We start from the raw sequence: 12,761 nt of genomic DNA on the forward strand, positions 1-12,761 counted from the left end.
CTGGATGCTCATGGTCTTTTAATGCTTGTTGCAGAGTTTCCTTTGTTTCAGAACTGAGGAAGTTTTTAGTAGGCATTGACTTTCTCGGAAAATTATCATATTATACCATACAATATGCGTTTTAGATGCTGAACAGCTTAGAAACCCTCAAACGTAGAATGGCGGAAGCTAGGAAGCAACAACAGGAATTAGAGAAAAATTAAATTATCTATGCCGAGGAAGTATCAATATTACAGCCTCGGCATGGGTATAAAAAACACTGATAGTGTAGCGAACGCGGAGTTAGCCCATGAAACGCTCAACTTGGAGAGATGCTGCCATCCATAGCATTGCCAACGCTCTTTTAGAGTACGAAGCTCAATGCTTACTCCTGGGAGAATCAATAGAAGGGAAACTAGCTAAGAAATGGGGGGTATCAAAAGAGCGCTATCCCTTTGGATTTAGAGAATACACACCGTACAGGATATGGCTGCAAGAAGTTGCCAAGATTCCCTATTTCATTAGCACGGGATGACCTGCTGCATCTTATCCGGGGTGGCGTAACGGACTCTCAAGGCGCAACCGAAGATGCAATGCAGTCAGCGACGGACAGCTCAGCTTATTCTAAGCAATAGTCTCGCTTACTGCATTGCTTCGCTCAGAGACGCAGCAGATCGCTAATCTTGTCCTACCGCTACATCACAACCTTTGTGTTTTCTACGTTTACGGCGTTTGCACCTACCGCGGCGGGGATTGCAGATAGGGCAGAGCAAGCGGTTGTTGTGGAGCTTCTTTAATTCCCGTTCCCGACTCCACCCCCCGCGCCAAGTCCTCACCAACACCAACTCCCGCCCTTGTTCCACCGCCGATGCAGGTGATTCGCGCTCCCACTTTGGATTTGTGTTCCCTCAACCGATCGCCGATGAGCAACGTATTTTTATAAATCCTGGGGATCTCAGCCAACTTGATTCTGAAAGAATAGTTGAACTGCTCCAAAACTTTCTAAATCTACCTAAATCTTGAGTAAAGTCTGAGATGGGGAACAGCTTTTCTAGATACCCCTCCTTGAGGCTGTGAGCTATCCACCACCCATGCTGGGGAACTTGCGTTGGCCAGGTAATGATGGATAGCAGTACAAGAATAAAGTTGTAAGTTTTAATGTTAGGGGTGAGGAAGTTCACAGCTTGAGTGGCTGCGGCCGCCATCTCTCAATCACGAGGAAAAGGGGATGGATCAGGCAACTTTAAGGCAAATGGCGATGGCTACGCTTTCACAAGTGGGCATCCAATTTGATGAAGCTAACGTAAAGGCGGAGATTGACGATAACTGGTTTCTTGGTAGCATTGAGCCAACCAATCAACTTTACTTTGTGCATTTGCTAGTTGACGGACAAGGGCGGGAAGAACCGGGGCGACATGGTTGGGTAGAGTTCAATTGGAAAGGAGAGGTGCTCCCGTTGGGATCTGCAGGAACATGATGAATATGGTAACCAAGAAATTGCCAGCAGCAATGATGGGATTGAGTACGATCGCATGAATCCCCCTATCCGTAAGCCCATGCCCATTTGCTATCGACCACTCTTACCCCCTGCCAGCCGCACACCATAAGGGCGGTAGTTAGTGCATATCGCCCTGCCCCAGCGAGTCTCAATCAGCCACCATTTCTGAGAGAAATGTCAGGGGATTGCTCATATCAGCAGCGAAACCAAGGATGGCGCGATCTCGATGTTCGTAGATTAAATCTCCCCGAGCATTAAACAAGAAAGTTGCGCCTCGTTGAGTGAGATAAGCAGCATTGGGAACATAGGTTTTCCAATGACTTAGCACTTCTCCCATATTCCGCAGCCGCAAGGTTGCCAATTCAAACGGACGCTGGAAACCCTTGCCGCCTGCCCACCGGAAAGTGGAGCCTCTGAGGGCTGGAAGAGGGAAAGCCTGAATAATTTCATCATCACCAATTAATTGAGGTGCTTTTGCGTCGCCTCGATACCCTCTCCATACTTCTGCCAGAGTGCCAGGGCTACCAATCCCCGCACACATGAACAATAGATTGAGGTAAGCATTCATAGCAGCCGATAAACCGGGTAGTTTTAACGATAAACCTGGATACAGGTCAAGTTTGTGGTGCAGTTGGGCACTTGGATCTACAAACAAACAGTCGGCAGGAAATCCTGTATAACCACAGAATCGCTGACCCGATGAGCGTGAGCCAATTCCCACAGCTCGGATTGCTATCCCTTGGGTTTCCAGCCGTTGAGCGTCCCGCTGCAACCACCAAGCATATTCAAGGCTGTCGAAATCTCCCAATTGTGGCAAGAACAGCACCAATTGCCTCATAGAGGATTCGCAACCGTTCAAGATGGGTAAAACGGCTCCATCACTCACCCGTTGGCGTTCGGTTTGGCTCAAGAGGGTATGGATATTCATCGGCTAATTATCTATTGAGGAATTGGGAAAGTAGAAAATCATCAGTTGTTGGACAGATGGTTTACTCACATCAAATCGGGCGGCTACTTTCGGAATTGATGTATCACCTGGTTGAGATGCTTTAACTCTTTTTTCACGAAATTCGAGCGAATCAGGGCAGCACCGGTGGAATTTGCCGTAGCTGAACAGACACCTCCATTCTCTAACGACCCAGTGCCACCTGCTTGAGAATGGCGAGTAAGGTGTTATGCAAAAACAAGAAGTAATAGATACCGAAAGCAGCCAAGCCCCCTAAAAGCATTCCTGGATCTCGCAGAAGCTTGGCTATACCAATGAAAGCACCAAGGAAAATTGACACAACGATAGCGGTTTGAGGGTCGAACATGAGGAAAAAGACTCCTTTCTCTGAATGTGTTGCAATCCAGCATAGGTGGTCTGCCCAAGCGTCAGAGGCAATGCGATCCAGATTTGAAGTTTTATTAAGCTTTGCGGTAAATGCCGCCTGCCTTATCCGTGCAAAGCAATTCCCCTTTGTGCCACGCCCAGCCGTGCAAATTACCGCTAGCTGACACTCCTAAACGAGCGTGCTTCCCACAGCGATTTGTTGTAGGCAACCAATTGCTTTCTGAGCAATGGGTCATTTTTTGCCTCCATTTGGCACGTCCACAGAACCATCCCAATCCAAGAAAAACCCACTTTGTGCCAAACTAAGTTTGTTTTTAATCTCTGCTCTTCTGCCTTCTTAAGTTGTGGGTAAGTGCCATCCAACTTGGCTTGCTTCAGAAGTTGAGTGTACTGCTTACCTACTTGCCTCCACTTTTTCATCGGAACCTCATAGTAGGGTTCCAGGCATACAGAGAAAGAACCATCCACATCTTCTTTTAAAGTTTCTGCAAATAAATCATAGGCTGATTGAAATGGATATTGTCTCAGGCTACCTTGGTGAAAAAATTTGTACGAAGAATGGGCGGATGCCCGGCGGAAATGCTCCACAGAAATCGTGTTTTGAAGTTCGGTGTGGAGTCTTTTGACATATTTTTCGGCAACTTCGCAAAGCTCCCACCGGGCTTTGTACTCATTAACGCAGCAGCTCATTAACTCCGCTTTTCGTTGAGAAATCTCTTGCCGTTTTACAGCTTCCTCAACTGGGTAATAGTCCTGAACAAGCCACTTTGATTTCCAGCACTCAGCCAAAAGAATCTGGGTTTGTCTTGCTTTGTGCCATTCCTCTATCTGAGCTGGTGTCTTAGCTTGCTGTAGGAGGTGCTCGCTGGGTAAGCTAGCTATAAGTTGGGCAATTTGCTCATCTATTTCAGGGATTTTTTGATTCATTAGGTAATTCGGGATGAAGTGGAGGACTTCGGACGGCACAGACTAGGGGGGGATTGCGGGCGAGCGAGGAGACAGCGATGGCTCCGCCCCGGCTTACGCCTACGCATTCGGGGAGTTGGGGCATGGCGTGTTGGGGTTTGGGTTTGGGTTTAGTTTCTCCCAGAATTAGGTAGCATCAAAAAAGGAATTGCTATTTTTGATAGCTTCGGTGATGTTTTTAAGTTCTTGCTCAATGCGGTCATATCCGTTGTACGACGAACTGATATTTGGTCCCAATTGACGATCTATATCGACTTCAAAACTTTTTTGATACCTGCGGTTTGCCATATCCGAATAAGTTAAGTTTATCTCAAATGGGGGCAATTCCTGCCTGCCAAGCATTATCCCATGAACATCAAAAAATAAAGGAAATTGTTCGGAAATAATAGGAATCTGTAGAAAAAGCTTTTCCTCTAAATTTGAAGTAAATATTTTTGGTAGCGCGTCAATTTTAATAGAAACATTAATTGCAGCGGCGGCGTTCAAGACAACGATACCTAGTTGAACAACTCCACTATTTCCAGGCTTCAGACGGACAATGTGGCTGAGTAACGGTGTTCTTAATCCCCGTCGAGCATGAATGGCTTCGACGATAAAGTGACCGGCTGGAACAGTATGCGCTCCAGCCCTAATGTAGTAACGGTGGTCGTTAGCCATGTGCGGGCCTATTTCGCTTTCACCAAAGCCAATTAGAAATACAGCCTTTCCCTGTTCAATATTCATGCAATTGCTGCTATTTTCAATGCTGTGTATCACATAACAAGATTTAGGCATTACTTGTGAAATTGCCTGATCGATCCAATCCCGTCGAGACTGCCGTCCTTGCTGCCCCACGCTCAGAGATATTCCTCCATCAGGCTGACCGTTCCCATCTACTCCGACAACAAACAATCCACCCCCACTATTCCAAAACCCCGAAGCAGCTTTGGCAATCTTATCGCCGAGTTCTTTATCGTTTTTAATTGCACTGCTTTTGTACTCGTGTCGGTCATCTTCGGCATTCGGCAGAAACTCTGATAAATCTTGGTCTTCGAGTTCGAGAATATCGTTAGGCTTGGTAGGGTCAAACATTCAAGGTACCTTGAGGATAAAATGAACAAATTCAACAAACTAGCGTAGTTGTAGGAGCGATCGCACTTTTGCTCAGTTAATCCCATCTGGCAAGTACAAGTCATCACCTGGTAATCTCCTGCCCGTAATCTCTTGCCGGTTCTCCAACATAACTGACTCAAAAGATTCACTAAACCGCAAATTGTACTCTGGTTCAGTACGCTTGATGCTGAATGCTGCGTCAGCCCGCCGTTCGATAGATTCTGCCATGCTGGCTTGAACCAAAGCTTGAGCTTTTACATTGCCTTTGCTTACTTCATGCAACCAATATGCTGTAGCTAATGCAATGGGAATAGGCTTGATTAATTGAGCGTTGCCTTCAACTGGAATGCTTTGAGCTTGTGTAAAATTATATCCGCCAAAAGGCAGAGCTAAAGCCGATTTCCCAGTGATGAACCGGGTCAATGCACTACCCTTCTTATCCACCGCATTCATAACTCCAATCGCATCGACTTTGTAGCCGCCGTCGGGTAGTTGATAAACATCAAGCGGAATCGCACCTAAAAGGATGGTGGCGGAAATAGCTTTAACTGTCATTTGTTACTTCAAATAAATTACAATTGCCAGAGATTAGCCTATTTTTGACTAATTAATCAACCATATCTCTGAGCAAATAATTTAGTTGGCGGACTACCGAACCCAGTAAGTACGGTTAACTGTACTGATGCACTACTCGCATCAAGCGGTTGCCCGGTCGAGAGAGTGCTTTTCCGAAGTAGCGCTGTCGCCTGCCATCTCGCCGACCACAAACTTCTAGTTGTATAATAAAAATTACACTTGTACAAAACGCAGTAGGTTTTTGTAAAAAGATTAATTGAAATAAATATGAGCAGTGCAGGAAAAAGGTCTAGCCTTGGAGATGAATATCAACTGCGTGTAGCGCTGCACTGGCTGATTCGACTTTTAGAAGACAATACTATTCAAAGCATTCAAGTAAACTCAACGGGGGTACCAGGGGAAAATTCTTCGGTGACAGTAGATGATATTGTTGTTCTCTACAAAAATGGTCATGCTTGTTTTATTCAAGCGAAGAAGAATCAAACTAACCATAAAGCGTGGTCATTTTCAGACCAGGTGTTAAAGGATGAGTTATGCAAAGCTCGCGACCAGCTAGAGTCAAGAGCTAACTCCAAAGTTAAGTTTTACTCTCGCTCCCCATTTGGCGATTTTGCAAGTTTAGTTGAAAATTGTGGATATTTTCCCGAATACTCGGCTTTTCATCGCGAGGCAGACCAAAATCAGAGAGAATCATTAAAAGCCCTTGCACAAATTTTAGGACGTACCGAAGAGACTACCTATTCTCTAGTTAACAAAATCAGCTTTGGCTCACCTCAAGGATTCGAGGAATGGGATCGTCAAAACAAGTCAGATTTGGATCGACTCGTACCAATGTCAAATCTGGCAATGCCCCTACTAGAACGTTATTTGGTGAGTCACGAAACCAATTTAAGAGATGCAAAATACACTATCATCCGCTCAGATGTATTAGCTACATTAGCCGAAGCAGGAATCAGTCCTACACCAAAACGCACTGAAGCTGAAATTCTTGCAGCATTCAAACAAGCTTCAAGTATTGGGCGAAAATGGTTACGCACCATAGACGGTAAACCTATTCCTCGTTCCGAGTTACCGAAAGTAATCGAATTAATTGAGCAGGGAAGTCAAAGCATTCTACTCACAGACCGTCCCGGTAGCGGTAAAACTTGCTTGTTACTCGACCTTGTAGATTACATTGAGCGCGATAAAGAGTCAGCTTGGGGGCTTTTATTTATTAAAGGAGACCACTTTACAAATGCCGAAAGCGAACACAACTTAGTAGTGAATGGCTTACCCGAAGATATTGTGGGTCAATGTGCTCGTCTGACAGAATTTCGCCGAACTGTCGTGATAATTGATTCCCTAGATAGTTTGTCACTAAGTCGTCAACATGATGCGCTCAAGGTTTTTCTAAGAATTATCGACCGTCTGGAAAAAATAGAGGGAGTAACTATTATTACAGCTTGCCGCAATTTTGACTTAGAGTATGATCCCTTACTTCGAGGTCGTTCTTGGCAACACAAAGTCAACTTACAACCACTTGATTTTGATGCTGAAGTTAAGCCTTTCTTAATCAACTGGAATGTTGATATTTCCAATATAACTCCTGAACTTCGGACATTGTTGCAAATACCTCAAAACTTGCGGATTTACGAGAAACTGGCAAAACTTGATGTTCCGTTGCAACCTGCATCTGCCTACGAACTGTACAACAGTTTTCTTGAGGAAGTCGTAGTCAAAAAACAAGCCCTTGGTACTGAGGCTATTGTTGCCTTGCAAAATATGGCTGAAAAGTTAATGCAACAGCGGACAAAGCAGTACCCTAAGATATCTTTTGGAACCAACGAAGATATTGTGAGGCACTTGATTAGCCAGGAGGTGCTACTAGAAAGTTCGCCTAGTCTTTTGGAATTCAGTCATCAAACTTTAGCAGAATGTATTACCGTTCGAGCTGCGTTAGCTAACGGTCAAACTTTAGCGCAATTTATTCTCGCTCATCCTCAGCTACCTTTTATTCGTCCAGCAGTTAGAGCATTTTTCTTTCACCTGCGTGCTTCTCAACCCGACATATTTAGGCGACAGGTGTGGGAGGTGCTGTCCTATGAGGGAATTGCTTATCATGTTCAGCGTCTTATTTGCGAATCTTTTTCCGAAATATCACCCGTAGATGAAGATTGGCGATTGCTGCGTAGAATTTTCCAAAACTTCCCAGATTTATTTCGACGTTTGTTGTGGCGAGTAAAAAATCGAACTTGGTTCGATATTCTCACGAAGCAGTGGTTTCCTGAAGTTCTATTAACAACAGAACGGGAAACTTGGTTGCTTGAGTTTGTTCGGCATCTGAACGTGTGGATGAATGTATACCCTGTAGAAGTCGTGGCATTTTGGAGGGAAGCAATCAAGATACCATGGGCGAATGAGCAAAATGTCGCAAATACCATTAGCTTTAGGTTAAACAATTTTGAAGCTTGGAATACTGATGGTATCCGTGAAATACTGGAACAGCTAATTGAAAATGTTAATGCTGAACATAACCCTGTTGGCGAATCTCTTAGTCAATGGGTGCAAGCAACAAATTCTGGAGATGACTTGTTGTGGAGGTACATTACCAAAAATATTTCAACCGAAGATGTAGATAATTGTAATTTAGGGGAACTGCGTTGTATGCCTCGTAATTTCCACAAAGATGACTTTCTAGAAGTACGCCTTTGTCAGTCCGATATATTATTTGATTTAGTTTTAGGTGAATTGGAATCTTGGAGCGCTACGAGATATAGAGAAGGTAGAGGGTATGACCATTTTTTACGCAAGACATCATGGTTAGTAAGACACAGTAGTAGTAATTACATCCTTCCTGGTGATGACCTTAACGTCTTACTGAATGTTGTGGAGAAGGCGCTTAAACATCGCGTTCGCCAAAACAACGCTTGGTGGCTGGAAAATGAATCTCGGTTGCAAAACTCTCAAGAATTAGCTATACGTTACTTTGTCATTGAAGCTTATCAAGAAAATATTTGTGATTCCTGCTCTATTTGTGGAATAGAAAGCCTGTTACAAGATGAGCAACTTTTTCGCCATAGTGATTTAAGTCACGAACTAGGTAAACTAATGCACATGGCTTACCCCAAACTCTCACAATCAGCGCGAGAAGCTAATCAAACAATGATTTTGTTGCTTGTGTCAGAGCGAAAGGAATATGAAAAAGAATATTCTTTTGGGGTGTACCGCGATCTATTCTATTTATGCCTTTCTATTCCATCCATCTTCCGAAACGAAAAAAATCAGGAATTTATTGATAATGGAAAAGCTTATTTTGGTTCCACCAGTTCTGAACCTAATATTTCTCTGCGCGGGGGATTGATAATGCCACCGCTATCTCCACAAGACTTGCTCAAGCTATCAGATCGAGGCATCTTTCAGTTACTGCGTTATTACCAAACACATCGAAGCCGAAATAGATTTGATTTTGATATAGTAGATAGGTTGGGTGGATTTAGTGAGGTTAAAAGCGTATTGCGCGATGCTTGCTCCTTAAACCCTGGACGTTTCGTAGTTTTATTTACCCGTTTTATCGAAGAAAACCTGCACAAAGATTATATATACAATATTGTAAAGGGAGTCGCGCTTCATCTGCGTTATCGTTTTGGTAACTTAAGACCAACACAGCAATGGGAACCGATAGAACCCCTTCCCGAACAAGAAACACTCGCAGCTACTTTGCTCAATTGGCTGGAACGCTATGGGATTATCTGGGAAGACGGTAATACAGTTAGTGAAGCCTTAGAAGTTTGCTGTGAAGTATTAATTGATTCTGAGTCAGCCGAACGCTTATCATTATTGCTATTTTGGCTATACGGGAAATATTTGAGCGATAAAGACATCAGACAAAATAACCAAGATATCGTTTCCGCCGCTTTTTTTAATTCGATACATGGTGTTGCAGCACAAAGCGCAATAAGGCTCTGCAATCGATTATTAGAAAAAGAACAGCCTGTCCCTGAATTGCTGTTGTTATTACTGCGTAACGTTGCAAGCGATACAGCAATTTATGTCCGCATTCCTGTTCTTCAACATCTTCCTTTCCTAATGTACAAAAAGCCTGATTTGGGATGGCAACTGTTAGCGGATATTTTTAAAGAACCGCAATCCCATTTATGGGAATATACAGGGAGGTGTTTGTATAATCAGTATCAAAACAATTTTGGCAGAGTTGCGCCTTACTTAAACCGTCTTTTGCACGAGGGAATAGGAGAAACTAGCAGTATTTGGGGACGACTTTCTACATTAGCCAGCTTGGCTGGACATATCAGTCAGCCACAATTATTTGAAGCATTGAAAAAAAACAACAGTCATGCCGCATTACTGGGAATAACTCAAGTATTTACAGCTAATTTAAACTTACAAGAACATACGTCCAAGTGTATCTCTGGACTATTGGCTGTTTTAGAGCAGGAAAATTTATCTGATAACATTATTAGAGAAATAGATGAAGGTTTTGAACACAATAAAATAACTTTGATTCCTCCTAAGTTTGCTTTTGCTTTTATTGAAGCACTTCCAGCATCCACAAGTGAGTTTGATTTTCAGGGCTTTCTTAAATGGTTAGGTTATGAATCATGTCGGAATTCGTTATTTGTACTGGAATTAACTGAGGCATTAGCCCAAAAATTAGAAACGATAAATGCGAGTCAACTATGGCAAACGCAACCATTAATTTCAGCATTAAACGAAATTTTACGGGAAGCAGATGAAACCGATGATCCACAACTAATCCAGCGTGCTATTAACCTACAAGACCGTTTTTTGAGATTGGGTGTATACGGGATGGAGGATTTACTTGATAGGGCTGGACAAGACTAATTAAACTCCCTACTACATATAGGCATTGAGCCGAGATATGTGTAAAAAAGTGCAAGATAAACCACCCAAGCCTTACCAAATCTAAGTTTCAGTAATACCAAACAGCAGAGAGATAGCCTGTTCCCAAGGTTGAGGAACATTCTTCGGTGTATAGCCGAGATAACGGCTTTCCGAGGACATGAGGTAAATAAAGGTTAAGAAACACCCGGTAGAGACTGAATTATTGGAATCAAAACGCCAGCACCCCATTAGCTTTTACTTAGATTTTATGAAGTGGCGCTGGAGAGATTCGGACAAAGATTCAACATTCGCCGCCCATGAAGAGGGTATCTCTTTACGAGAGATGGCATAGCCATCAGGTGCGTCCCTCCATGCAGCTATAAGAACTGGGAGGAGTTGTGCGATTTCGTATGCCGTAATATCATCCTTTGGTTGAAAGGTGTATGTCTGTTCAGACCGGAACGACTCTGTTGTGCGAGTGAAACTCATAGCCAATTTCCATAGATAATTCAAAGAACTTTTTAAATGTAGCGGTCGGTAAAAAAAATCGATTAGAACATACCGCTCGACGAGAGTACGGTTATCCGACTCGGGCAAGTGTCCAGCAAACAAAGTACGCACGGTGGGTGACTATCTCATTCTTGTGGTTTTTCGTTCTATTACTTGTCACGAACCCAAAATAATAAGGCGGTCATTAATTGACCGTCTCTCATAAATATAAGCGAGTATTTCCTCGCAAAAGGCAGATAAATTAATTTTCTGCCATTGTGTCTAAGTTATTACCCTTATCACCATCCGGGTTCGTGCGAAGAAATTCTTTACCATCCTGACGGTGGACAACGTGTACCCCCTCGATTTTGCCTCCTTCAGTCATCTCGATAGCTTTTTCTACAGGGGTAAACTTTTGGTTGCCATCTAACAGAACATGACTGATGTTGCCATTTTCGTCTTCTCTTGCATTAACAATTCGTCTATTACCAGCCATTTTTTCTCCTTTGGTGAACTTTATCAACCCTAACGAATATCAGAAAACATAAATTAGAAAACACCGTCTCACTAGAGTACGGTTATCCTACCTGGGTAATTATTTAGTCATTCGCTAAGGGGAGTTAAATATTATCCCTAAGAGATAGTTGAGTTAATAGGGCAGCAGCTCGCACGATTAAGAATTGTAACAAATCTAGAGATGAGAACTTCTGGCTTGAGGGGGGAAAGCAACCGTCATTCGATTTGGGATGCGTGACTTTAATCCTTGCATCCCAAATCTAAAATCTAAAATCTAAAATCTAAAATCTAAAATTGCTCGTCACCAATCGGGAATTTCTTCAGGCTCCGAGTCTGCTTGGGCTTGTGACAGTTGGTGGGGGAGCAACGGATTTTCTGAGGTTGGGGGAGCTATGTCAGGATATATAATTTTCCTGACGTAGGAAAGGGTAGAGAGTGCGGAGACGGCTCCCCTTACTTGGTCGGGCCGCACTTCTAAGTATTTTTGCAATTGCTCTAAGTTGCGGTGGCCGCTGATTTCTTGAATAATCCGCAATGGGATACCCGCGTTGCTCATCTGAGTAAGTGCTGACCTTCTGAGGCTGTGGGTGGAAGCGCCGATGATGCCAACTTTTTCGCAGGCTTCTTGGAATAGATGAGAGGCGGCTTCCGGGTTTGCGTGCTTCCAGCGGTGATTGAGGTGGCGACTGGGGAACAGGTAGGGGTGTTCGGGATGTTTGTAGGTTTCTAACAGCAGCCTCAACTCTTGAATGATCGGGATAGTGCGGGTGCCGAGCTTGCCTTTGGTGTTGCCTTTACGGATGATCATTTCGGAGCGGATGACGCCCGCCGGGGTGAAAACATCGATGACTTTCAAGCTGCACGCTTCGGCAATACGACAGGCGGTGTAGAGACAAATTCCGAAGAGGGCGCGGTCGCGATCGCTTTGCAAACCTTCGTTGAACAAGAGTTCGATTTCCTCTTGAGTGAATATCTTGGCCTGCCCGTGTCCCTCTATTTTCATCTTGGTGTATACTCGACCCGACGCTCCAAAGTCTTGCATACTTACTGCATTACTGCATCCGTCGGGGGTATTTCTTAATGCGGCGGGTGAGCGGGATCAAGGGTTTGGTTCGGGCGATCGCTCCGGGTTGTTGATATGTTTGGTTAAGGATACAAGTGCTGCGGTTGATAGGAATAGATATGTGTTTGTACCGCTTCCAGAGCGTCAATATTTAGTTGGGCGGTATGCAATAGTGATGGGAATAACATATAGCCCCTACCTATTTACTATCCTCAAAACGCTCACGCCCAATATGCACCTGCCACTCAACTACTTTGGTAGATTCTGCTAACATACCATCCCGCGCACGGGGGCTGCTGTTAACAATTGTTTGAGCCTCGGACACACTTTCTGCCTGAATTACCCAAAGCCCCGTTCCATCAGGAGGAAAAAACGGGCTTTATTCACAGTAGTATTCCTTTTTCGTGTTG

At 43.9% G+C, this 12,761-nt stretch carries 10 protein-coding genes; 3 read left to right on the top strand and 7 right to left on the bottom strand.

The features are described from left to right. Window positions 1–289 precede the first annotated feature (289 nt). Window positions 290–514: a hypothetical protein gene (locus tag ACUVJL_RS37540; protein ID WP_445250459.1), complete on the top strand. Its 225-nt coding sequence runs from the start codon at window positions 290–292 to the stop codon at window positions 512–514. Between the two features lie 203 nt (window positions 515–717). On the opposite strand, the gene ACUVJL_RS37545 is transcribed toward ACUVJL_RS37540, so the two are convergent. Next, a complete protein-coding gene (locus ACUVJL_RS37545) occupies window positions 718–942 on the bottom strand; it encodes a hypothetical protein (RefSeq protein ID WP_445250460.1) in 225 nt (74 codons plus the stop codon). Between the two features lie 265 nt (window positions 943–1,207). On the opposite strand from ACUVJL_RS37545, the gene ACUVJL_RS37550 reads away from it, so the two are divergent. Next, window positions 1,208–1,456 (top strand): hypothetical protein, encoded by a 249-nt coding sequence (locus tag ACUVJL_RS37550; protein WP_445250461.1) that lies wholly within the window; start codon window positions 1,208–1,210, stop codon window positions 1,454–1,456. A 169-nt stretch (window positions 1,457–1,625) separates the two neighbouring features. Here the strand turns inward: ACUVJL_RS37550 and ACUVJL_RS37555 are convergent, their stop codons facing one another. From ACUVJL_RS37555 to ACUVJL_RS37570, 4 genes are all read right to left on the bottom strand, one after another. Beyond that, window positions 1,626–2,405: a peroxiredoxin-like family protein gene (locus tag ACUVJL_RS37555; protein ID WP_445250462.1), complete on the bottom strand. Its 780-nt coding sequence runs from the start codon at window positions 2,403–2,405 to the stop codon at window positions 1,626–1,628. Window positions 2,406–2,966: 561 nt separating this feature from the next. Beyond that, window positions 2,967–3,737 (bottom strand): hypothetical protein, encoded by a 771-nt coding sequence (locus ACUVJL_RS37560; protein ID WP_445250463.1) that lies wholly within the window; start codon window positions 3,735–3,737, stop codon window positions 2,967–2,969. Between the two features lie 165 nt (window positions 3,738–3,902). Next, window positions 3,903–4,847, bottom strand: a complete 945-nt coding sequence (locus ACUVJL_RS37565; RefSeq protein ID WP_445250464.1) for an AlbA family DNA-binding domain-containing protein — start codon at window positions 4,845–4,847, stop codon at window positions 3,903–3,905. 72 nt (window positions 4,848–4,919) lie between these two features. Next, complete coding sequence (locus tag ACUVJL_RS37570; protein WP_445250465.1) at window positions 4,920–5,423, bottom strand: hypothetical protein; 504 nt, start codon at window positions 5,421–5,423, stop codon at window positions 4,920–4,922. Between the two features lie 288 nt (window positions 5,424–5,711). Between ACUVJL_RS37570 and ACUVJL_RS37575 the strand changes: the two genes are divergently transcribed. Beyond that, window positions 5,712–10,283, top strand: coding sequence for an AAA family ATPase (locus tag ACUVJL_RS37575; protein ID WP_445250466.1), 4,572 nt, complete (start codon window positions 5,712–5,714; stop codon window positions 10,281–10,283). A 751-nt stretch (window positions 10,284–11,034) separates the two neighbouring features. Here the strand turns inward: ACUVJL_RS37575 and ACUVJL_RS37580 are convergent. Together ACUVJL_RS37580 and ACUVJL_RS37585 are read right to left on the bottom strand one after the other, a co-directional pair. Further along, window positions 11,035–11,268, bottom strand: a complete 234-nt coding sequence (locus ACUVJL_RS37580; protein ID WP_190663966.1) for a DUF3892 domain-containing protein — start codon at window positions 11,266–11,268, stop codon at window positions 11,035–11,037. 321 nt (window positions 11,269–11,589) lie between these two features. Further along, on the bottom strand, window positions 11,590–12,330 hold the full coding sequence (locus ACUVJL_RS37585; RefSeq protein ID WP_445250467.1) for a tyrosine-type recombinase/integrase: 741 nt from the start codon (window positions 12,328–12,330) through the stop codon (window positions 11,590–11,592). Between the last annotated feature and the right edge of the window lie 431 nt (window positions 12,331–12,761).

Source organism: Microcoleus sp. OTE_8_concoct_300, from assembly GCF_031383065.1.
In the GTDB taxonomy this organism is placed as follows: domain Bacteria; phylum Cyanobacteriota; class Cyanobacteriia; order Cyanobacteriales; family Microcoleaceae; genus Microcoleus.

Excerpts from the sequence above, each read along its gene's own strand:
- ACUVJL_RS37540 (WP_445250459.1), top strand. The coding sequence starts at position 290 with ATGAAACGCTCAACTTGGAGAGATGCTGCCATCCATAGCATTGCCAAC.
- ACUVJL_RS37550 (WP_445250461.1), top strand. The coding sequence starts at position 1,208 with ATGGATCAGGCAACTTTAAGGCAAATGGCGATGGCTACGCTTTCACAA.
- ACUVJL_RS37555 (WP_445250462.1), bottom strand. The coding sequence starts at position 2,405 with ATGAATATCCATACCCTCTTGAGCCAAACCGAACGCCAACGGGTGAGT.
- ACUVJL_RS37560 (WP_445250463.1), bottom strand. The coding sequence starts at position 3,737 with ATGAATCAAAAAATCCCTGAAATAGATGAGCAAATTGCCCAACTTATA.
- ACUVJL_RS37565 (WP_445250464.1), bottom strand. The coding sequence starts at position 4,847 with ATGTTTGACCCTACCAAGCCTAACGATATTCTCGAACTCGAAGACCAA.
- ACUVJL_RS37570 (WP_445250465.1), bottom strand. The coding sequence starts at position 5,423 with ATGACAGTTAAAGCTATTTCCGCCACCATCCTTTTAGGTGCGATTCCG.
- ACUVJL_RS37575 (WP_445250466.1), top strand. The coding sequence starts at position 5,712 with ATGAGCAGTGCAGGAAAAAGGTCTAGCCTTGGAGATGAATATCAACTG.
- ACUVJL_RS37580 (WP_190663966.1), bottom strand. The coding sequence starts at position 11,268 with ATGGCTGGTAATAGACGAATTGTTAATGCAAGAGAAGACGAAAATGGC.
- ACUVJL_RS37585 (WP_445250467.1), bottom strand. The coding sequence starts at position 12,330 with ATGCAAGACTTTGGAGCGTCGGGTCGAGTATACACCAAGATGAAAATA.